We start from the raw sequence: 20,771 nt of genomic DNA, 5'->3' as shown, positions 1-20,771 counted from the left end.
GTAAATTTAAAGGAGTTTTTGAAACAAACAAGGACAAAAACACACAAAACACTGTATATCAAATTATTGACATAAATTTAATACGCCTTAAACGCAAAATATTCCAGAACAAAATCCACTTTAAAGGCAGACTGTGACAGTCAACATGTGTTGAGATGATACGCTTTAGACACAGTCAGATAGATTGATCTGTCTATGCCTAAAGCAGTTCTTCTATATTCCTTTAAACACCTCTGATAAAATTTGATAAGAGCGTAGACGCGCCTGATGATCAAAAATGTGTGAGGTGACCATCAGCTCATCGACCTGTGTCTGATCCAGAAATTGCTGCAGGTCATGGCTAAGTGTTTCCTTATTTCCGGTAAAAGTACAAGCCAGCATTTGCCCTGCCTGTTCTTCTTCGTACTCCGTCCATATTCCATCCATCGTTTCAACAGGGGGCTGTAGCAGGGACCGCTTACCAGTTACAATTCCTCTGAATAGCTGATACAATGAAGTGACCAGTTTATTTGCTTCAGCATCTGTTTCGGCAGCAACAACATTCACACAAGCCAATACATAAGGTTCCTTTAAATGATCCGAAGGCTTAAAGTTCTGTCTGTAAATATTGATGGCTGTAAGAAACTGAGCCGGAGCGAAATGACTTGCAAAAGCATATGGAAGTCCCAATGCGGCAGCGAGGCGGGCACTGTCCGTACTTGATCCCAGAATCCAGATTGGAATGTCCAGCCCTTCTCCCGGAATTGCCCTGACACTACTCGTACTGTTTTCTGCAGAAAAATAAGCCTGAAGCTTAAGTACATCCTGAGGAAAACTATTTGCTGCATTCATTCGCTCTCCTCTGATGGCCATAGCAGTTAGCTGATCAGTACCTGGTGCCCGTCCCAGTCCCAGATCGATTCTGCCGGGAAAGAGGGATTCCAGTGTTCCAAACTGTTCCGCAATTACCAGTGGAGAATGGTTTGGAAGCATGATTCCTCCGGAACCTACACGAATAGATTTAGTTCCTGCAGCAATATGTCCGATCACGACCGACGTTGCAGAGCTGGCAACACTAATCATATTGTGGTGTTCTGCAAGCCAGTAACGGTTGTAGCCCCATTCCTCTGCATGTTGTGCCAGATTCAAACTATTTTTAAAAGTATCAGCAGGAGTTTTTCCGGCTATAACGGTAGCCAGGTCTAATACCGAGAAAGGAATGGATGTCAGTAGTTTCTTCATGTGAATAAAATAAAATCAAAAATACAATCAAAACCTTTCCTATATAAGTGCCGGCGATTGATATGACTTTCAGTTCACATGTTTTCAATTAATTAGACACCAGCCAAACAATTCATATTTCTATTTTTCATTTGGTTTTATTAAAACGTTTTACTTAATTTTAATAATTAAGACGAGCTCCAATTTTTCAGGTTAAAAGCCGGCACCCTATTTTTTTCATTATAAGACTATAAATAATACATCCATCACCAGTATCAAGCTGAGCTATGCAAAAATTAGTAAAACGTTTTAAATACACAAGGAGCTATTTAATAAGTGATAAAACCCCAGTAAACCAGCAATACAATTAATCCATATACCCCATAACCTAAAAACCAACAAAATGAAAAAAAGAATTACAGAATTCATCAATCCAGGGCCCCTTCTCTTTGCAGGATCCATCCTCTTCGGACTTAGCTTCGGCACATTGAACCTGGAGGCCGCAAGGCCCGCCACAAACCGGGTTCCGCTGAAAACCAATCCGAACCAGCTTGCTGATCTCCGTGTTCAGGGAACTGTAACTGATGAAAATGGCCTGCCCCTACCTGGGGTCAGTGTAAAAATTAAAGGCACTAAAACTGTGGTATCCACGAATAGTGCAGGTAAGTTTGAAATTGATGTTCCTTCAACAACTACAGTTCTGGTATTCAGCTTTATTGGATATGCCACCAGAGAGGTTACCGTTGCTGATCAGAAAAACATCTCTATCCAGCTTAAACCTACCAGTAATACCCTGCAGGATGTTGAAATTGTAAGTATCGGCTACGGAACAATCTCTTCTAAAGAAGTGACTTCTGCAGTAGCCCATGTGGATGCTTCACAATTCAGACAAGGTGGGGCCAGAAATCCATTAGACCTCATTGTGGGTAAAGTTGCAGGTCTGCAATTGTCCAGATCAGGATCCAATCCCAATACTGGCATTTCCGTACAGCTAAGAGGAGCAGTTACCGTTAATGGAAGTTCTAGCCCGCTATTTGTGATTGATGGGATTCCCGGAGGAAATGCAGACCTCTTACAACAGGACGATATTGAATCCATTGACATCTTAAAAGATGGCTCCGGAGCCGCGATCTATGGGACCAGCGCCAATGCCGGAGTGATCATTATCACGACCAAAAAAGGAAAAGCCGGGCCCGCAGCCTTTAATTATTCCAGTTACTTCAGAAAAGATTACATGCAAAGAAGACCGGATTACCTTAGCGCAGACGAATACCGGGCAAAAATCCTCTCCGGGGAACTTAAACAAAAAGATTTCGGCAGCAGTACTGACTTTTACGACCAGCTGATTAACCATGATAATCTTTCGCAGAACCATAATCTGGCCCTATCCGGCGGTACTGACAAAACAAGCTATAGGGCAAGTCTAAATTACCGCGACCTGGAAGGCATTAGCAGAGAAAATGGAAGAGAAGAATATGGACTCCGCCTTAACATTACTCAAAAGGGGCTGAATGACCGTTTAACAGCACAAATCAACCTGGCTACCAACTTCAATAAAGCCAATCTGCTTGGCGGAGGGGGCTGGGAAAGTGAATCTGCAAAAAACCCAACGCTTTCCAATTATAACCCAGATGGCAGCTACCGTTTTGATCTCACCAGTACCAACGAGTTTGCCCGCCTGGCTCAGGAAACCAGCAACAGAAAACAACAGACCAGCTCTGCGGATGGAAAAGTAGACCTGAACATTATTGAAGGCTTGCAGGCATCGCTTTTTGGATCGGTAACCCGGAACAACTACAATGATGGTCAATACCGTTTAAAAGCAAGTGAGGATTCCATGGAAAATACAGATTCCCGTGGAGGAGGCTATGCCTATAAAGGAACATTCTTATCCCAGGCATATGCGGTTGAACCAACCTTACAATACAAAAAGACACTCTTTGACAAGCACAGCATTTCCGCTATAGGGGGTTATAGTTATCGCTATTATATGGAAGAAGGTTCCGGCGCTTCCAACAGGGGATTCATCAATGACTTACTCCGCGAGGATAACCTGAATACAGGAGCTCCTTTAAGTCCTGCCACTGCATCTGTAAGTAGTTTTAAAAATGACAATACACTCATCGCCTTTTTTGGCCGGTTGAATTATGCTTTCGACAATAAGTATATGGCTCAGTTTATTCTGCGTCGTGAGGGTTCATCAAAGTTTGGAACGAACAACAAATGGGCAACATTCCCTGCTGTTTCTGTTGGATGGAACCTGACGGAAGAAGATTTCATGAAGAACTATAAGTTCATTGATTTTATGAAGCTAAGAGTGGGCTATGGACTGACGGGAAATTCAGGTATCGCGAATAATGCTTCCAGGGTAACTCTGGGTGGTGGCGGAAAATACCTTTTTCCGGATGGGAACTACTACGAAACTTACGGCCCTAACCGCAACCCGAACCCCAATCTGAAATGGGAAACGAAACGGGAGTTGAATATCGGACTGGACTTCAAGTTATTTGAAAAACGTCTGACCGGGGCAATTGATGTATTTAAGCGAACTACTAAAGATCTGCTGGATACTTATACCTCTCCACAGCCCCCTTATGTCCGCGACTTTCTGTACACCAATGTTGGAACCATATCTTCCAAAGGGATTGAAATTGCATTGAGTTACGACGCGATTCGTCATACTGATTTTACCTGGAGTATGGACGTAACTGCAAGTACATTGAGCAATCAGCTGGACAGTTATTCCAATGACATTTATAAAGTTAAATACAAAACCTTTGGAAGTATTGGTGGTGCCGGAGCACTTGGGGATGCGTATACCACTTATGAAGGTGGTAAAATCGGGGTATTCTACGGAAAGCGATTTGCTGGTTTTACACCAGACGGAAAATGGTTATTCTACAACAGAAATGGAGAAGCCGTTAGAAATGACCAGATCAACAATTCCAGAGATGACCTGAATGCAACCGACCTGGTTCCTCTTGGAAATGCGGTACCTAAGTATTATGCATCATGGACAAATAATTTCCGTTACAAAAATTTTGACCTCAGGATATTCTTAAGAGGGAAATTCGATTTTGATATCTTAAATACAACCGCATTAACTTATGGAAACAAAACCTGGAGCGGTAACCTGCTAAGAGATACGTTCACCAAATTCAGTCAGATAGATGATACTTATATGTATACAGACTACTATATAGAAAAGGGTAGTTATGTTAAAATTGATGAGATCACACTGGGTTACAATTTCAACTTTAAAACAAATTGGTTGCGTAAACTTCATGTGTATGTAACCGGACAAAACCTAGCCACATTTACAAATTATACTGGAAATGACCCGGATTATGTCTTAGACAATGGCTTAGGAAATGAGATCAACGGACAACGTCTTGGTATTGATGCAAGAGGTCCTTACCCGAGCACAAGATCATTTGTAGTTGGACTAAATGTTGGATTTTAAAAATAGAAACATGAAAAATAAATCAATTATATACCTTGCCCTGGCTTTCATGGTGTCTTTCACCATTTCATGTACCAAGCTGGATGAAAATGCTTACGATCAATTACTGACAGATGAATTTTACAATAATAAAACGGAGGTTCTGTCTGCTGTACTCAGACCTTATACCCATGCGAATGCCTGGGTAACCCCATCGGGACAAGATGGTTGGTGGAGACCTTCAGAACTATCGGCAGATCAGCTGGCCTGGCCTACAAAAGGCCGGCATGGAGAGGACAACGGAAAATGGAAAAGATTGCATTACCATAGCTGGACCGTCGATGAAGATGGATTAAACCGGGCCTGGGTATTGATGTATTGGGGAATGGGCTTATGTAACGACCCTATCGAAAACCTGGAGAAACGTGACATCGGTAAAATGGGCATTACCCAGGTAGAAAAAGACGCATATATAGCCGAACTTAAGCTATTAAGAGCATTCCACTATCTTAAATTAATGGACCTTTTCGGTAATATTCCAGTCGTAACAAAGGTGGGAGAACCAGCAAAACCGAATACCATGCCAAGGGCCCAGGTGTTCAATTTCATAGAGCAGGAAATTAAACAAAATGTGGATAAAGCACCAAAATTATCTAAAGATCAGCTGGGTAGAATGAGCCAGGCCGGAGCTTATGCCATGTTAGTGGAATTGTACTTAAATGCAGAAGCATGGACCGGAACTGCACGTTGGGATGATTGCATTGCCGCAGCAAACAAACTCATTAACGGTGAAGCAGGTGGACAAAATGGAAAGATGGAACTTGATCCGAATATCTCTGATCAGTTCCGGCCAGAAAACAACCTCTCGAAAGAGGTCATCTTTTCTATAGCTTACGACTATACGCTTGCCAGATTTGAGCCTTCCTGGCCATCTGAATTCTTCCATTTCAAACAAAGAGAGATCTATGGTGGTGGACGGAACGGAAACAACGGAGTGGTTGTTGTACCTGGTGTCTACCCAACATTTGAAAATGCAGATTTACGAAAATCCAATTGGCTGCTGATCGGCAAGATGACAAAACTAGCGGATGGGACTCCTGTCCTTGCGTCTGAAGAATACGATGGACAACAACTTGAATTTGTAGACAATATCCGCAAAAACAAGAATGGTTCTACCCTCTCCAATATGAGTGAAGGGGAAGAAAATAGCGGAGTCCGGTTCAATAAATATAAATTAGGCAATCAGGTTGCAGGACCTGGTGGTATTCCGGCTATCAATGTCAATTACAACAATACAGACTGGAATATTTATCGCCTTACCTGGATTTATTTTGCAAAAGCTGAGGCCATCATGCGTAAAAATGGAGGTGCTGCGAATGCGGAAGCAGTACAACTGATCAACGATTGTAAAAAGAGGGCTTATACTGAGGCCGACTGGGCAACTCATGCCTATACGACATCAACCCTCACTCTGAATGAATTATTGGCAGAGCGTGGTCGTGAGTTCATTTTCGAGGGATTTAGAAGAGACGACCTGATCCGTTGGAAAAAATTCAGTTCAGGTTCATGGTGGGACCATAACCCTTCCTCAGCAACACGCGAGTTGTTTCCTATACCGCAGCAACAGCGTAACCTAAATACCAATCTCAGCCAAAACCCTGGTTACAACTAGCCAGATATTTTTGAAATCGATCCGATAACACCTAAAGGCATGCAGGCCTTTAGGTGTTATCATTTTATAATCAGACTTTCTTTAACGTGGAGCCACGTTCAATAAGATTCGATGGAATTTGCAGCTTCATTTCAGCAGAATCAGCATGGTCCTCATTACTTATCTGGGACAGCAACATATCTATTGCGAGCTTTGCAATTTGATAAACAGGCTGCTGGATGGTTGTAATTCCGGGAGGAAAAAGACTGAAGATTTCACTTTCATCAAAGCTGATCATCGCCATATCGGAAGGAATATTCAGGCCCATTTCTTTCACACTCCTCAATCCCATGATTCCTAAATAATTTGTTGTAAACAGGATGGCATCCATCTCCTTATTCGCTTCAATAAAGTTTTTGATTTCTTCAACACATTGATCTTTATCCATCTGGTAAGGCAGTTTCAGAATCAATTCTTTCTCTTCCTTCAATCCATTCATTTTCAAGGCTGCTTTATAACCCATTAAACGATCCTGCAACTGTATAAGATCAAGATCAGATGTGACAAAGCCGATTTTTTTAAAACCTCCTTCAATAAAACAATTTACAGCTTTATTGACGCTATTATAATTATCTACCAGCACATGTGGAATATTTAAGCCTGGCAGATAACCATCTACCAGCACCACAGGTTTCCCCTGATCAACCAATTTTTGAATATCCTCTTCCAACCCCTTTAAAGGGGTAATGATATACCCGTCAACCAGCTGTTGGGTGAGCATTCTGATGACATCCTTGCCCTTACTAATGCTGTTATCAGTGCTGCAATAAAGAATGCGGTAGCCCAATTTTTCTGCCTCTTTTTCAATAACCTTACTCATTTCGCCAAAAAAAGGCCCTCCAATGTTTTCTACAACCAGACCAATCACCTTAGAAACACCTGTTCGCAGACCAATAGCCATACGGTTTGGTTCATATCCGATTTCCCTTGCAGTATCCAGTACTTTTTTTGTGATTTCTTTACTAATATGCCCTTTGCCATTCAGCACAAAGGAAACGGTAGTAATGGAAGTGTTGGTAAGTCTTGCGATATCTTTGATAGAGACTTTTTTGTTCATCATCTGTATAGATCATTTAGTATTGGAGGCTAAAAGTATAGACAATTTATTAAAAAAACATGACAATCCTGATTACTCAAGCGCACCGGAATCAGTTATCGCTTTAAAATCCAATGAACCAAAATGAGTAATCGGGAATTTTCCAGGGCACGTACAAGTACAAAACAAAAGCACCAATAGCGAATAAATTTTCCACACAATTAGTTCGACAACATCAAGAAACGAGGGTCTCAAACGGAACCAAACACTCAGAAATACACTTTAAAGAAAAACAAAACAAAAAATAGATTACATAAATAATGTAATTAAAATAAATTCGCACCAAACAAGCCTTTATTTTCCAATAAAAAACTCTAGTTTTATGTATAAAATATATTTTTCATTCACATAAAAACACTCTTATGAAAAGATTGATTATCATCGTATTGATTTGCAGCTTCAAAACACTCTCAATTGCCCAAACTGTACAGAATTGCGATCAGCTTAAAAAAGAATTACTAAAAACACAGGATGAAAATAAATACCTGAAAAATTCATTAAAAATTAATGAACCTATAAAAGAAATTACATCTGATAAGATCAATTTTAAACTTATAAAAGTTGAGGGCAACAGTAAAACACAAACGATTACTATGACTGTTGTGCTAAAAACGAGTGCGGCAAACTGGTACATCATGTCAAGTGTGAATTCAATTATTGATATTGATGGAAATGAATACAAACTAAAATCATATACAGTAGGTGCAAGTGATTTCAGGTCAATAAATCTGAATACAGATGTGCCCATTAAATGTACTTATACGTTTGGAGGAGTCCTACCCGCTGTAAAAATCATCAAGTTATTTAATTTCGAGTATACGCATTCGGCAGGGGAACCTTATTCTGCGGAATTCCGTGATTTAACTGTTGATTGGAAATAAAACTCCAGATAGCCCATCGAGTCTAATGGAACGATATCCCGGCAGAACATACGGATATCTCAAATAATGACAGCGAATTGGGAAAAGCACATAAAACAAGAAAGCTTCAGATTTCTCTGAAGCTTTTGAAGTGGTGTGGGCCGGGATCGAACCGGCGACACAAGGATTTTCAGTCCTTTGCTCTACCGACTGAGCTACCGCACCGTTTTTATTTCTTGTCCCATTGTTTGGGATTGCAAATGTAGGGTCTTTTTTCTAAAAACAAAATCTTTTTTGAAAATAATTTAAAATACAGATTTTGTTCCGTTAATCTTCAAGAATTGCTGCACCGAAAGGGTTGTCTACCAGCCACAACCAAAGTCCAGCGTCATTTCTCTTTAAAATACAGGAAGTATGACCATTCATCTCAATGGGATCGCCATCCGGAGTTTTCCCGGTCATCGTCCATTTGTCTAACCACATGGCCAGGTCACCAATAATACTGACGTGTGCTGCAGCTCCTACAATTGAAGGCCTCAGCATACACAAACTTTTCATCGCTATTTCAATCTGCGGTAATCCTTTCATTTCTTTACCACTACGATCTATATATATCCCCTGACTATCGAAACAACCTAATGCGTCTTCCACATTTCCGCTTTTCAGGCAATTTCTAAAATACCCTACCGTGCCAGCTGGCGTTTTTCTATCAAATTCTTCCATTGTTTTCTGAATGGTCATTTCTCCGGCTGAACTAAGCTAGCCTTGACCCTCCCTGCAAAACTCTACAGAACCCAGGATATAAAAAATAACAATTGTTAGGAAAACAGGACTTAGCTTCTGATGCGGCTTAAAGATTCGGGTTTCATTCCGAGATAAGAAGCGAGGTACTGAACTGGGATATGTTGAACAAAATCCGGTTTTTCTTTGATTAGTTTGGCATAACGTGCTTTACCTTTAAGCTTCCCGAAGGTCAGGATTCTTTCTTCCTTTTTTAGCAAAGCCGCCTTCAGACATTTCATTCCAAACTGAATCCATCTGGGATCCTTTAAAGCTAAGGCTTCAAAAGAGGATTCCGCAATCTTCACGACCAGGCAATCCGTAAGGCATTGAATATTTTCAAAGGAAGGTACCCCCTGTAGTATACTGTACATTGATGCGGCAAACTCTCCCTTCCCCAGCAGTTCAATGGTTACCTCCGTTCCGTTTTCCCCCAGGTAAAATTTGCGTACATACCCATCCAGGATCAGAAAATAATCGGTTGAAATCTCTCCTTCCTTCAGCAGAAAATCTTTTTTCTTCTTTTTAGAGAAAATAAAGTGTCTTTTAGCGTCCGAAAATTCCGCTAAAGAAAAATCACAATCAGCCCTAAGACATTCCAGAAGCAGCTCAATCATTCTTGTATTTTGTTCAAAGATAGTTTTTCAATGCGTAAAGTCTTATGATTTTTCCTCCTGAAGAATGAAAAAGAGGATGGGAAAATTAATGGTGGGGGGAGAAGGATTCGAACCTTCGAAGTCTTGCGACAACAGAGTTACAGTCTGTCCCATTTGGCCACTCTGGTATCCCCCCATTTCCATGAATTAAAACAAGAAAGCTTCAGATTGCGCTGAAGCTTTTTGAAGTGGTGTGGGCCGGGATCGAACCGGCGACACAAGGATTTTCAGTCCTTTGCTCTACCGACTGAGCTACCGCACCATTTAACCTTGTCCCCTCGTTTGGGATTGCAAATGTAGTGTCTTTTTTCAAAAAACAAATTAATTCTTCTTATTTTATTTAAAACCCGTCTAAATTTAAATTTTATGCATGCATAGTAATTTGTTTTACCGGATTTGTTTTAACTTAGCAACACTATAACAGATCTTCAGAAAAATGGTGTTACAAATCCTATTTATAGCAATTGCATTGGCGGGGGTCGCCTTGTTCAGTTATAACTTAAAGAAAGTTATCCGCAACATTCGGATTGGAAAGGCGGCAAACAGAACTGATCAGCCGCAAAAAAGAATGATGACCATGGTCAAAGTTGCGCTTGGGCAGACGAAAATGTTCTTTCGCCCTATCCCTGCCTTTCTCCATTTGATTGTCTATGCAGGTTTTGTCATCATCAATATTGAAGTATTGGAGATCATGATTGATGGTGTTTTCGGCACCCATCGTGTTTTTGGCGGTTTGGGCGCAGTCTATAATTTTCTGATTGCTTCTTTTGAAATCCTCGCTCTGGGCGTATGGCTGGGTTGTGCCATCTTCCTGGCAAGAAGAAATATCATAAAACTGAAAAGGTTCAGCGGAGTAGAAATGACCAGCTGGCCTAAATCAGATGCCAATTATATCCTGATTACAGAAATCTTACTAATGACAGCTTTTCTGTTAATGAATGCCGCCGATGTAAAATTACAGGCTATGGGATCAGCACACTATACTTCAGTCGGCGCTTTCCCCGTGAGCCAGTTTCTGGTTAACCTTTTACCCAATACTGAAGGAGCCTTAATTGCTATTGAAAGAGGATGCTGGTGGTTTCATATTATAGGGATATTTGCTTTCCTGAATTATCTGCCTTACTCCAAACACTTCCATATCATGTTTGCCTTTCCAAATACCTATTTCTCCAATCTGGAACCTAAAGGGGAATTTAGCAATATGCAAAGCGTAACCAATGAAGTAAAAGCAATGTTAGATCCTTCCTTCAGCCCTCCTGAGCCTGATGGCAGTAAATTTGGAGCCAAGGATGTGAACGACCTGACCTGGGTAAATCTGATGAATGCTTATACCTGCACAGAATGCGGACGGTGTACTTCCGTATGTCCGGCAAATATAACCGGCAAACTACTTTCCCCACGTAAAATCATGATGGATACCCGCGACAGGCTGGAGGAAGTTGGAAAAAATATTGATAAAACCGGAAACGGATTTGATGATGGAAAGTCTTTAATAGATACTTACATCAGCAGGGAAGAAATATGGGCATGTACCAGTTGTAATGCTTGTACACAAGCCTGTCCGATCAATATCGATCCCTTGTCTATCATTACCGAACTGAGAAGATATGCTGTAATGGAAGAATCACAGGCTCCGGCCAGCATTAATGCCATGCTGGGGAATATTGAAAACAATGGTGCCCCATGGAAGTATTCGCCGGCAGACCGGTTGAACTGGGCTAAAGAAAGTTAATCAAAATATTAAATCTGATATTAGAGCTAAGATGAGCGAGCAACTAAATTTTGAAGTGCCAACAATGGCAGAGCTGATAGCCAAAGGTGAAGAACCAGAAATCCTGTTTTGGGTAGGTTGTGCCGGAAGCTATGATGAAAGAGCACAGAAAACCACTCGTGATATCTGTAAGATCCTGCACCACGTAGGCATGAAATATGCAGTTCTTGGAACTGAAGAAAGCTGCACCGGAGATCCCGCAAAACGGGCAGGAAATGAATTTCTGTTCCAGATGCAGGCGATGACCAATATAGAAGTACTCAACGGATATAATATCAAAAAAATTGTTACCGGCTGTCCACACTGCTTCAATACCATTAAGAATGAATATCCTGGCCTTGGCGGAACATATGAGGTGATTCACCATACCCAGCTGATCCAGGATCTGATCAACGATGGAAAGTTAAAAGCGGAAGGTGGAGAGAGTTTCAAAGGTAAAAAAATCACTTACCATGACCCTTGTTATTTAGGCCGCGGAAATAATGTCTATGAAGCTCCGCGTAAAGCACTTGAAGTATTAGATGCCCAGCTGGTGGAAATGAAACGCTGTAAGTCTAATGGCCTGTGTTGTGGAGCTGGTGGTGCCCAAATGTTTAAAGAACCCGAAAAAGGAAATAAAGACATCAATATAGAACGAATTGAAGAGGCGCTGGAAACACAACCACAGGTAATTGCAGCTTCCTGCCCTTTCTGCATGACCATGCTCCGTGATGGTGTTAAGCTGAAAGATCAGGATCAAAATGTTCAGGTATTAGATATTGCAGAAATCACAGCCAGAGCAAATGGCTTGTAGCAACCTCTATATTGCCTCCCTTAACTCGGGTAGCAACGGCAACTGCTACTATGTCGGCAACGACAGAGAAGCGGTACTGATTGATGCCGGCATCTCCTGCAGGGAAACTGAAAAGAGAATGTCCAGATTGGGATTGAGTATGGATAAGGTAAAAGCCATCTTTATTTCTCACGAACATACAGATCATATCAAGGGACTCTCCACGCTGTCTGCTAAATTCAACCTGCCGGTATACATTACCCCAGGTACCTTAAAGGGTTGCAGATTCAACCTGAGGGAAGATTTGATCAGAACACTTTTTAGTCGCCAGAACATACAAATAGGAGACCTGAATATCAGCAGCTTCCTCAAATTACATGATGCGGCCGAACCTCATAGCTTTCTGGTTTCCTGCGGGGAAACTAAAGTTGGCGTATTTACTGATCTTGGAGCGGTGTGTGAAGAACTGACCAGCCATTTCCGGCAATGCCATGCTGCATTTCTGGAAACGAATTATGATGAGGAGCTTTTAAGCAGAAGTGCCTATCCGTACTTTCTTAAGAAACGCATCAGCGGAGGAATGGGTCACTTGTCCAATAAACAGGCCCTGGATCTCTTTACCGCTCATAAACCTTCTTTCATGAGCCACCTGTTATTGTCCCATCTTTCCAAAGACAACAACTGCCCTGAACTGGTAACCAATCTGTTTAAGGAACATGCAAACGGGACAGAGATCATAGTGGCTTCCAGGTATACAGAAACTGAGGTTTATACTATTTTTGAGCCAATAGCTGTGCATTCATTTTAACGAGTCGATCTGAAAGATCGGACAAATCCTGCGGCTCAATATCTTTCATTGGAATGGTCATATAACAAGCCATACTGTCTATATCTCCGCCTTTTTTATCGTTGTAGGTTTGAACAATCACATCCTCTCCTTTTGTTCGTAAAAACAGATGGCCGCTTTTGTCTGTTCCGTAATAATCTATTCCACTGAATTTTATCAGGTTAAATGAAAAATACTCTACTTTTCCATTGGAGAAATAACGTCTATACCGGCAGAAGCCACTGTTGGTAACATTTAGCTCGTATCGCTTAATTTCCTTTCCCTCTCTGCTGCTGTCGTAGTGTTCACACAGCTTTTTTTGAAGATAAGCAAACTCCTCATCCAGAACAACTTGTGTAGAAAAAGCCATAAATATAACGCATGACAATGCGCAAAGGCATATTCTTAAGTTTAATGTAAACTTTTTCATCACGTTCCTATTTTAGAAAAATCAATTTAAATATTTTGCTAAATTTGGAGTATGACTTTTTCTCCACAATCAAAAGTTTGGGTATACCAAAGCAACCGTCCGTTTACTGACAGCGAGGTGGCATCAGTTCAGCAAAAGCTGAATGATTTTACGGCGCAATGGAAAGCACATGGCCACCAGCTGAGTGCTAAAGCCGAAGTATTGCATCATTTCTTCATTGTATTTACGGTAGACGAAGCAAGCGCCGGTGTAACCGGATGTTCAATAGATTCATCGGTAAGGATCATCAAAGAAATAGAACAGGAATATAAGGTAGACCTTTTTGACCGGTTTAATATGGCCTACAGAGTGGATGGCAAAGTCATCGTCACCAACAAAGAAGATTTTGAAACCCTGGTAAGTATCAAAAAAGTAGGACCAAAGACAGTTGTATTTAACAACCTTGTTCAAACCCTTGAGGAATTCCAGACTAAATGGGAAGTTCCTTTTGAACAAAGCTGGCACAGCAAAGTGTTTGCACACCTGCTGTAACTCAACTTAACAAGCTTTATTTCGTATAGAATGTATCTCCTTCAGTATACAGACTGAATTGTAGATTTATCAATTTAAGGTGTTTCGATTTAGTGACCTTTAATTCTTTGGGACCTGCAATTCTCAACACCTGGCTTTCACCTGCTACCCGGATTTTCTTCTGTCTTACAATGATTGCCGTTCCCTCATCAATACCGATGCAGTCGAAACCAGGATGTGCCGCCAATGCAGATATCAACCGGTTGTACCGGCTTCGTTTTACAAAGTGCTGATCTATGATGACTGAATCCAGCAGGCCCAACCCTTCCTGGAACTCAATGTTTCCAAATTTCAGCTGATCAAATGTTGCCTTATAGGCCGTATCTCCCAAAAGTTGTTTTCCTGTAATCATATACTTACTCATTACCGCAGCTCCGGCACTAGTCCCTGCAACTGTTGCTCCCTTGCGATAAGCTTCATGGATTGCCTGATATACCGGGGTATTCAGCACAACCTTCATAAAGCGATTCTGATCACCTCCAGTAATATAAATCAATCGTGCTCCGGTTAAAGAGTCCAGCCATTTCCTGTCATTTACGCTTGAAGCATCGAAGTTCAGGCAGCTTATGTGGTGGGAGGTAGCTACGGCCAATTCTTTTCGAATTGCTTCAAAAGAACCTTCTGGAAAACCACTTGACATAGGCAAGACCACTACATAGTCTTTTGAAGTCATATCAGCCGTTTTAATGAGCTCCCGGATCAATTCCGGGGATTTATCTCCTCCACCAATGATAAACAAACTTCCCTTGGGAGTATGGTGCTGCTGAGCAAATGCCATCAGGGAAGTCAACATCAATGCACAGGACAGTAAAGGCCTTATAAAAATAGATTTCATAGACATCACCTATTTATAAATCAGCACTTCTATTTTCCCGTCCGCAGTCACCGTCCCCCTATACATTCCTTCTGTATTGAAGGGCATGGCCACATGGCCTTCCCGGTCCATCGCAATTAAACCACCGTCACCGCCCATTTTACCGACCTTAGCCAGAACTGCTTTCGAGGCATCGCCTACAGACATCTTTTTATATTCCATCATGGCAGAGATATCGTGCGCCACTACGTTACGGATATAAAACTCCCCCCATCCTGTACAGGAAATTCCTGCGGTTGCGTTATTGGCATAGGTTCCGGCACCGATAATGGGTGCATCTCCAACCCTTCCATATCTTTTATTCGTCATTCCTCCTGTAGAAGTACCCGCGGCCAGGTTCCCTGATTTATCCAGAGCAACAGCACCTACGGTCCCGAATTTATAATCCTTGTTAATGGTACCGAGCTTCATCGTCTTTTTATTTCCATGATCAAGTACCGACTTTAAAGAATCTTCCTTAATTGCCTTCTGTAAACCATCCCAGCGTTCTTTCGTATAGAAATAGGAAGGATCTACAATTTCCAGTTTGGACTGCTTTGCAAAGGCTTCTGCACCTGCACCAACCATCATGACATGCTCAGACTTTTCCATCACGGCCCTCGCCGCGCTGATGGGATTACGGATCACCGTCACACCGGCAACAGATCCGGCAGATAAAGTTTTTCCGTCCATTACTGCAGCATCCATCTCATTTTTTCCTTCATGTGTAAAAACAGCTCCTTTTCCAGCATTAAACAACGGAGAGTCTTCCATCACATGAATCGCAGCTTCGACTGCATCGAGGCTCGTTTTACCTGATTTAATTACTTCATAGCCCGACTGCAGCGCTTTGGTTAAATCGGCAATATAAGCTGCTTCTTTTTCAGGAGTCATATTTTTTTTCAATATGGTACCCGCACCGCCATGGATGACCATCACATACTTCTTTTGTCCATAAACTGCCATGCACGTAAAGATCAATACGCAGAAAAGGGAATAGTTAAGCTTAAATTTCATGTGGTTCTTTTTATAAGTTAGGTTAATATAATGGGTTTTGGTTCACATTCGAATTTGCCCTGATCTCTGCATTCGGTACAGGATAGGCATATTGTTTGTTTGCTGAAGTTAAAGTTACTGAACCTAAAGCATTTATTGCATCTGCCGGCTCTCTTGTTACCGGCAATCCATTTCTGCGCAGATCGAAAAATCTGTGGCCTTCAAAAGCAAGTTCCTTATACCTTTCCTGTACAATCGCATTTTTTAACGATACCTGATCTGAAAAAACAATATCCGTATATCCTGTAATTCTTGTCGCGCGAAGGGTATTGAGGTCCTTCCCCGCCAAGGGCAGGTTTTGCTTCCCGGCATAAGCTTCCGCCCTGATCAGGTACATTTCTCCTGTTCTGTACAGTTTCACATCACAAAGATTTGTTCTGCCTGTACTTCCCTCAAGATACTTGTTCACACTATAATTTGAAGTACCAACACCTCTGGTATCATCAAATTTAATGTAAGCCGCATACCTGATATCATTTACCTGATCGTAAGTATTGATCAGCTCAAATGCAGGGGCATAAAGTACCACATCATCAGTATCGTAATAAAAATCTCCCAGACGGCTATCGCCACTTACTCTCTTCAGTTTCCAGATCACTTCATCCTCTGCCTTATCTTTCCAGATTAAAGGGAATGTACCCCGGTTGGCAAGCGGTGCAGCATCAATCACCTCCGTACTGTATTTCAAGGCATCATCCCAGTTTTTTTCATACAAAGCGACCCTTGCCTGAATCGCAGATACAGCAATCAATGTAATTCTCGTACGATCATCAAATGAAGCAGGAATGAGTGTTTTAGCAGCCAGCAGATCGGCTTTTATTTTTTCTATCGTGGCCCCGAAACTTAATCTGGAAGGACGAGATACCTGAGATATTTCCATATAAGGAACGCCCATTCCATTGCTTTCATAAACAGAAGCAAAATTTCTGAGGAGTTCAAAATGGCAATAGGCTCTTAATGCCAGCATCTCCCCTTTATATTGCTTTTTAAGGTTTTCCTCAGCAGGTCTGGTTTTCACCTTATCCACCTGATTTAAAGCCCTGTTTACCATATCAATGCTGGTATAATTACTCCCCCATCCGGCAGTAATGGTACCACTAGAACCATCATATTGCCAACGGTAAGTACCTATCCCACGCCCGGTAGAATTTTCTTTTGGCAGGTTACATTCATCAGAAGTAAGAGAAACATTGCTGATGACCTCTGTACCTAAAGAGGCGTAAACCCCGATCAATCCGCCGTTCAGGTCTTCAACAGTATTAAAAGCCCTGCTGTCATCAAAGCTATCTGAAGGCAGTAAATCCAGCTCTTTACTGCAGGAGCTAAGGAACATCATGCCACAGCATAATGTGTAAAAGAAAATTCGGTTGCTATAATATTTTAACATGATCATACGATTAGAAATTAACATTTAAACCAAAAGTGTAGGTTCTGGAACTTGGGTAATCAAACTTAGCCTCCCCATCGCTGTCCTCCGGATCAAAACCTTTCCACTTCGTCCAGGTAATGAGGTTATTTCCCTGAACAAATACATTTACGCCACTGATAAATTTAGTCCCTGAAAGCAAAGATTTAGGAAGCGCATAGCTCAGGTTCACATTCCTCAGACGGAGGTAAGAAGCATTCTGAATATCTTTAGAGGAAAAACTTCTCGCCGCATCGTACCTCGGCAGGATGGCCTGATCACCCTCCTTTTTCCAGCGGTTGTTCAGCATTCTGATTGACTGTGCACTTGTGCCAAAATCCGGGTTTTCATTATAATAATCTTCATTGTTATACCTGAAAACATTATTGGCAAAGCTGAATAAAGCAGAAAGGTTAAAGCCCTTATAATTCAGCGAAGTATTGAATCCCCCTGTAAACGGAGGATAAAGACTCCCGAACTCTGCAACGCTCATTGTGGCTGCATTGTAATTCGTGCTGATGTTCCCGTTTTGATCATAATACAAAGGATCTCCATTTTTTGGATCTACTCCGGCCCATTTAGGAGCATAATGCGACCCATAGGCCAGGCCCTCTCTGACAATCTCGGAATCGCCCTGTTCAAAACCTTCAGATCCGGCCAGCGACAGGATTTTATTTTGGTTGTAGGCAAAATTCAATCCTACATTCCATTTCAACGCGTCGGTTCTGATCAAATCGACCCCAAGACTCACCTCAATTCCACGATTCCTCATTGAACCTGCATTCAAAGGCAAGGCATTTACACCTGAAGTCAGGGAAACCGGAAGGTCAAGAAACAGATTTTCCGTTTTTTTATGATACACATCTGCTACCAGGTGAATCCTGTTGTCCAGCAGATCCAGATCAAAACCAATATTTAGATCTTTTGCATATTCCCAATCGTAGTCCACACTTCCATATGCGCTGGGATAAATCCCTCCTTGTCCACCATAAGAGGTAGTAGAATAGGCCGATAAATAGGTAAAGTTACCAGGAAAAGGGCTGGCTGTGGTTCCGTAACTGGCCCGAAATTTCAGTTCATTAATCAATTCCGAATTGGCCAGAAAATCTTCCTTTTTCACATTCCAGGCGACACCTGCGGAATAGAAACCATGCCACCTGTTTTTGACAGGCAAGGTCGAAGAACCGTCATAACGGTAACTCGCATTCAACGTATAACGCTCATTAAAGGTATAGCGCCCAAGGGCAATGTAAGAAATCAATGCATTTTTTGTCCGCCCACCGCTAAACTCCGGAATAAAGGAATTCTCTGCCGACCCCGGAGTTCCTCCTGCCGGAGTTTCCGGTAAACGGGAATCAATCCCAAAAGCTTTATAACCGAAACCTCTGCGGTGTTGTTTGGTAATCTCGTAGAGCCCGGTCAGTTCAAAACTATGACGGTCAATATTTTTTGAATAGGTTAGCCCGGAAGTAGAAATCATCGAAAAATTCCTTTGCAGATTTTCACCAAAACTCCCCTTCTCTCCATTCTCCTGAGACCCTGAATAAGAATTCGGTCTCACAAAATGTTCTGAAGTCGTTTCTCTGAAATCAACTCCAAACCTTGTTTTTGCAGTTAGATCCGGAGTAATTTTATAGTTTAAAGATCCGCTCAGAATGGTTTTATACTGATTGTTCTTATTGGTTGTATTTAACAACCTTTCCAGTGCTTTACTACCCTCGCGCTGGTCATAGATTTCGTACTCATCAGCATTCCCATTATGAATCAATGTTCCGTCAGGCGCGTAAGGATACTCATAAGGCAAAGCATAATACACCGCTGATAATGGGTTCTTTCCACTCGATTCTCCTTCATTCTCAATCATACTTGATTCCGAATAGCCAAGATTCGTGTTGATACTTGCAGAAAGTTTTCCCGCACTAAAATCTACATTATTCCTAAGGGAGTAACGTTCCATACCTGACCTGACCGCAATTCCATCCTGTTTGTAATAATTTAAGGAACTATAAAAACGTACATGCTCATTTCCACCACTTGCATCTACCTGCTGTTCTGTGAACTTTCCGGTCCGAAAAAAAATATCTTTCCAATTCGCATTGATCTTACCAATGCTATCCAGAATGGCATCAGCTCTGCGCTGTTCCTGTGGAGTTTTAGCAGCATAATCAGGGTTCTTTTTTGAAAATTCCCAACCCGGACCGATCTCGGCTCCCGTCTCCAGACCAATCTCTTCCTCAAACTGCAACCGCTGGGCAGTCTTCATCATATTAAACTTCGGAGAAGTCAGTTTAGATAGTCCGTACTGTGATTTATAGTTGAACTGAACCTTACCTGACTTTCCCTTTTTTGTAGTGATAACGATCACTCCGTTTGCTCCTTTGGAGCCATATTGTGCTTTTGAAGTTGCATCTTTTAATACAGTTACACTTTCAAAATCTGAAGGATTCAATGTCTGAAAATAGGCATCTTCTATAGGGATTCCATCCAGAACGTACAAAGGGGTAGTATTTCCACTGATGGTCCCGATTCCTCTAAGGATGACCTTTGAACTCGCACCAGGCTGACCAGAACCGGAAGATACCTGTAAGCCGGAAACCCTTCCCTGTAAAACCTGATCAAATGTAGACAAGGAGGTCTGAGCCAGATCTTTTCCGTTTACTACCGCTGAAGAACTGGCAGACTGCTGTCTGTTATAGCTCGTATAACCTGTTACAGTAACTTCCTGTAAGTTTTGACTATCCGTTTTCAATTCAATATTAAGAACAGTTTTACCATCTGTTTTCAAAATCTGTTTCGCATAACCGATAAAAGAAAACTCCAGACTGGCATTCCCATCCGGCACCCTGACGGAATAAGCTCCATTGGCATCAGTAATTGTAGCAATAGACAGTCCTGTTACCTTTACTGATACTCCAGGCAAAGGAAGCCCGGCTTCATCTACAACCTTTCCTGTAATCACGAGATCCTTTTTACCGGTGGCAGAAGAAACCGGATAAACAATGATCAGATTGTGCTCTTTCAGTGCATAAGTTAACTGACTTCCTTTCAAAATCAGGCGCATGGTTTCATCCAATGAAGCTTCTGTAACATCAAGTGCATTCCGCTGATCAGACATCACACTGTTGCTATATACAAAACGATAATCCGTTTGTCTTTCTACAGCTTTTAACAAGTCTTTAATACTGCTTTCTCTTAATTTGATCGTAATCTTCTGTTGTGCAAAACCGGCAGCGGAAACCTGCATACACAGGAGCAGCAGCACAAATCCTGTGATTTTCATACTCAGTAATACTCTTCTCATATCTGTTTAGTTTGGTGGTTTAGTTCGTCGGGTTCCTGTTGG

The 20,771-nt window shown here is 41.7% G+C and carries 16 protein-coding genes and 3 tRNA genes; 7 read left to right on the top strand and 12 right to left on the bottom strand.

The features are described from left to right. Positions 1–213: 213 nt before the first annotated feature. Positions 214–1,221 (bottom strand): LLM class flavin-dependent oxidoreductase, encoded by a 1,008-nt coding sequence (locus BFS30_RS13385; protein ID WP_069379752.1) that lies wholly within the window; start codon positions 1,219–1,221, stop codon positions 214–216. 382 nt (positions 1,222–1,603) lie between these two features. Here BFS30_RS13385 and BFS30_RS13380 point away from each other — a divergent pair, with 382 nt between their 5' ends. Both BFS30_RS13380 and BFS30_RS13375 read left to right on the top strand, forming a co-directional pair. Then, positions 1,604–4,663: a SusC/RagA family TonB-linked outer membrane protein gene (locus tag BFS30_RS13380; protein WP_083252037.1), complete on the top strand. Its 3,060-nt coding sequence runs from the start codon at positions 1,604–1,606 to the stop codon at positions 4,661–4,663. 10 nt (positions 4,664–4,673) lie between these two features. Next, positions 4,674–6,314, top strand: coding sequence for a RagB/SusD family nutrient uptake outer membrane protein (locus BFS30_RS13375; RefSeq protein WP_069382425.1), 1,641 nt, complete (start codon positions 4,674–4,676; stop codon positions 6,312–6,314). A 70-nt stretch (positions 6,315–6,384) separates the two neighbouring features. On the opposite strand, the gene BFS30_RS13370 is transcribed toward BFS30_RS13375, so the two are convergent. After that, complete coding sequence (locus BFS30_RS13370) at positions 6,385–7,413, bottom strand: LacI family DNA-binding transcriptional regulator (RefSeq protein WP_208603055.1); 1,029 nt, start codon at positions 7,411–7,413, stop codon at positions 6,385–6,387. A gap of 398 nt (positions 7,414–7,811) precedes the next feature. Between BFS30_RS13370 and BFS30_RS13365 the strand changes: the two genes are divergently transcribed. Beyond that, positions 7,812–8,330, top strand: coding sequence for a hypothetical protein (locus BFS30_RS13365; RefSeq protein ID WP_069379750.1), 519 nt, complete (start codon positions 7,812–7,814; stop codon positions 8,328–8,330). 131 nt (positions 8,331–8,461) lie between these two features. On the opposite strand, the gene BFS30_RS13360 is transcribed toward BFS30_RS13365, so the two are convergent. The 5 genes from BFS30_RS13360 to BFS30_RS13340 all read right to left on the bottom strand — a co-directional run bounded on the left by BFS30_RS13360 (position 8,462) and on the right by BFS30_RS13340 (position 10,007). After that, positions 8,462–8,534, bottom strand: a tRNA-Phe gene (locus BFS30_RS13360). 102 nt (positions 8,535–8,636) lie between these two features. Further along, positions 8,637–9,032, bottom strand: coding sequence for a YybH family protein (locus tag BFS30_RS13355; protein ID WP_157262914.1), 396 nt, complete (start codon positions 9,030–9,032; stop codon positions 8,637–8,639). 110 nt (positions 9,033–9,142) lie between these two features. Continuing rightward, the gene (locus BFS30_RS13350) at positions 9,143–9,706 is read right to left on the bottom strand and encodes a Crp/Fnr family transcriptional regulator (protein WP_069379748.1); all 564 of its coding nucleotides are present in this window, start codon (positions 9,704–9,706) and stop codon (positions 9,143–9,145) included. 89 nt (positions 9,707–9,795) lie between these two features. Further along, positions 9,796–9,881 (bottom strand) — tRNA-Tyr (locus BFS30_RS13345). Between the two features lie 53 nt (positions 9,882–9,934). Further along, positions 9,935–10,007 (bottom strand) — tRNA-Phe (locus BFS30_RS13340). 174 nt (positions 10,008–10,181) lie between these two features. Here BFS30_RS13340 and BFS30_RS13335 point away from each other — a divergent pair. The 3 genes from BFS30_RS13335 to BFS30_RS13325 are packed head-to-tail and all read left to right on the top strand — an operon-like array spanning position 10,182 to position 13,096. Further along, a complete protein-coding gene (locus BFS30_RS13335) occupies positions 10,182–11,477 on the top strand; it encodes a (Fe-S)-binding protein (RefSeq protein WP_069379747.1) in 1,296 nt (431 codons plus the stop codon). 31 nt (positions 11,478–11,508) lie between these two features. Then, the gene (locus BFS30_RS13330) at positions 11,509–12,309 is read left to right on the top strand and encodes a (Fe-S)-binding protein (RefSeq protein WP_069379746.1); all 801 of its coding nucleotides are present in this window, start codon (positions 11,509–11,511) and stop codon (positions 12,307–12,309) included. After that, complete coding sequence (locus tag BFS30_RS13325) at positions 12,299–13,096, top strand: MBL fold metallo-hydrolase (RefSeq protein ID WP_069379745.1); 798 nt, start codon at positions 12,299–12,301, stop codon at positions 13,094–13,096. Before BFS30_RS13330 ends, BFS30_RS13325 begins: the two co-directional genes overlap by 11 nt. On the opposite strand, the gene BFS30_RS13320 is transcribed toward BFS30_RS13325, so the two are convergent. Further along, positions 13,062–13,544 carry a hypothetical protein gene (locus BFS30_RS13320; RefSeq protein ID WP_069379744.1) on the bottom strand — a complete coding sequence of 161 codons (483 nt, stop codon included), beginning with the start codon at positions 13,542–13,544 and terminating at the stop codon, positions 13,062–13,064. The two genes, BFS30_RS13325 and BFS30_RS13320, sit on opposite strands and share 35 nt — an antisense overlap. A 51-nt stretch (positions 13,545–13,595) precedes the next feature. On the opposite strand from BFS30_RS13320, the gene BFS30_RS13315 reads away from it, so the two are divergent. Next, positions 13,596–14,075, top strand: a complete 480-nt coding sequence (locus BFS30_RS13315; RefSeq protein ID WP_069379743.1) for an ABC transporter ATPase — start codon at positions 13,596–13,598, stop codon at positions 14,073–14,075. A 16-nt stretch (positions 14,076–14,091) separates the two neighbouring features. On the opposite strand, the gene BFS30_RS13310 is transcribed toward BFS30_RS13315, so the two are convergent. Genes BFS30_RS13310 through BFS30_RS13295 form a run of 4 tightly spaced genes read right to left on the bottom strand, consistent with a single transcriptional unit; the run spans position 14,092 to position 20,729 of the window. Continuing rightward, positions 14,092–14,949 carry a cyanophycinase gene (locus BFS30_RS13310; RefSeq protein ID WP_069379742.1) on the bottom strand — a complete coding sequence of 286 codons (858 nt, stop codon included), beginning with the start codon at positions 14,947–14,949 and terminating at the stop codon, positions 14,092–14,094. 9 nt (positions 14,950–14,958) lie between these two features. After that, positions 14,959–15,984: an isoaspartyl peptidase/L-asparaginase family protein gene (locus BFS30_RS13305; protein ID WP_069379741.1), complete on the bottom strand. Its 1,026-nt coding sequence runs from the start codon at positions 15,982–15,984 to the stop codon at positions 14,959–14,961. A 22-nt stretch (positions 15,985–16,006) separates the two neighbouring features. Next, on the bottom strand, positions 16,007–17,410 hold the full coding sequence (locus BFS30_RS13300; protein ID WP_083252314.1) for a RagB/SusD family nutrient uptake outer membrane protein: 1,404 nt from the start codon (positions 17,408–17,410) through the stop codon (positions 16,007–16,009). Between the two features lie 10 nt (positions 17,411–17,420). Next, the gene (locus BFS30_RS13295; protein ID WP_237028755.1) at positions 17,421–20,729 is read right to left on the bottom strand and encodes a SusC/RagA family TonB-linked outer membrane protein; all 3,309 of its coding nucleotides are present in this window, start codon (positions 20,727–20,729) and stop codon (positions 17,421–17,423) included. Between the last annotated feature and the right edge of the window lie 42 nt (positions 20,730–20,771).

It is taken from the genome of Pedobacter steynii, from assembly GCF_001721645.1.
Taxonomy (GTDB): domain Bacteria; phylum Bacteroidota; class Bacteroidia; order Sphingobacteriales; family Sphingobacteriaceae; genus Pedobacter; species Pedobacter steynii_A.
This window is presented reverse-complemented; position numbering and strand designations above follow the sequence as displayed.

What these genes read in the sequence shown, in the direction of transcription:
- BFS30_RS13385 (WP_069379752.1), bottom strand. Translation starts at nt 1,221, where the DNA reads ATGAAGAAACTACTGACATCCATTCCTTTCTCGGTATTAGACCTGGCT.
- BFS30_RS13380 (WP_083252037.1), top strand. Translation starts at nt 1,604, where the DNA reads ATGAAAAAAAGAATTACAGAATTCATCAATCCAGGGCCCCTTCTCTTT.
- BFS30_RS13375 (WP_069382425.1), top strand. Translation starts at nt 4,674, where the DNA reads ATGAAAAATAAATCAATTATATACCTTGCCCTGGCTTTCATGGTGTCT.
- BFS30_RS13370 (WP_208603055.1), bottom strand. Translation starts at nt 7,413, where the DNA reads ATGATGAACAAAAAAGTCTCTATCAAAGATATCGCAAGACTTACCAAC.
- BFS30_RS13365 (WP_069379750.1), top strand. Translation starts at nt 7,812, where the DNA reads ATGAAAAGATTGATTATCATCGTATTGATTTGCAGCTTCAAAACACTC.
- BFS30_RS13355 (WP_157262914.1), bottom strand. Translation starts at nt 9,032, where the DNA reads ATGGAAGAATTTGATAGAAAAACGCCAGCTGGCACGGTAGGGTATTTT.
- BFS30_RS13350 (WP_069379748.1), bottom strand. Translation starts at nt 9,706, where the DNA reads ATGATTGAGCTGCTTCTGGAATGTCTTAGGGCTGATTGTGATTTTTCT.
- BFS30_RS13335 (WP_069379747.1), top strand. Translation starts at nt 10,182, where the DNA reads ATGGTGTTACAAATCCTATTTATAGCAATTGCATTGGCGGGGGTCGCC.
- BFS30_RS13330 (WP_069379746.1), top strand. Translation starts at nt 11,509, where the DNA reads ATGAGCGAGCAACTAAATTTTGAAGTGCCAACAATGGCAGAGCTGATA.
- BFS30_RS13325 (WP_069379745.1), top strand. Translation starts at nt 12,299, where the DNA reads ATGGCTTGTAGCAACCTCTATATTGCCTCCCTTAACTCGGGTAGCAAC.
- BFS30_RS13320 (WP_069379744.1), bottom strand. Translation starts at nt 13,544, where the DNA reads ATGAAAAAGTTTACATTAAACTTAAGAATATGCCTTTGCGCATTGTCA.
- BFS30_RS13315 (WP_069379743.1), top strand. Translation starts at nt 13,596, where the DNA reads ATGACTTTTTCTCCACAATCAAAAGTTTGGGTATACCAAAGCAACCGT.
- BFS30_RS13310 (WP_069379742.1), bottom strand. Translation starts at nt 14,949, where the DNA reads ATGAAATCTATTTTTATAAGGCCTTTACTGTCCTGTGCATTGATGTTG.
- BFS30_RS13305 (WP_069379741.1), bottom strand. Translation starts at nt 15,984, where the DNA reads ATGAAATTTAAGCTTAACTATTCCCTTTTCTGCGTATTGATCTTTACG.
- BFS30_RS13300 (WP_083252314.1), bottom strand. Translation starts at nt 17,410, where the DNA reads ATGTTAAAATATTATAGCAACCGAATTTTCTTTTACACATTATGCTGT.
- BFS30_RS13295 (WP_237028755.1), bottom strand. Translation starts at nt 20,729, where the DNA reads ATGAGAAGAGTATTACTGAGTATGAAAATCACAGGATTTGTGCTGCTG.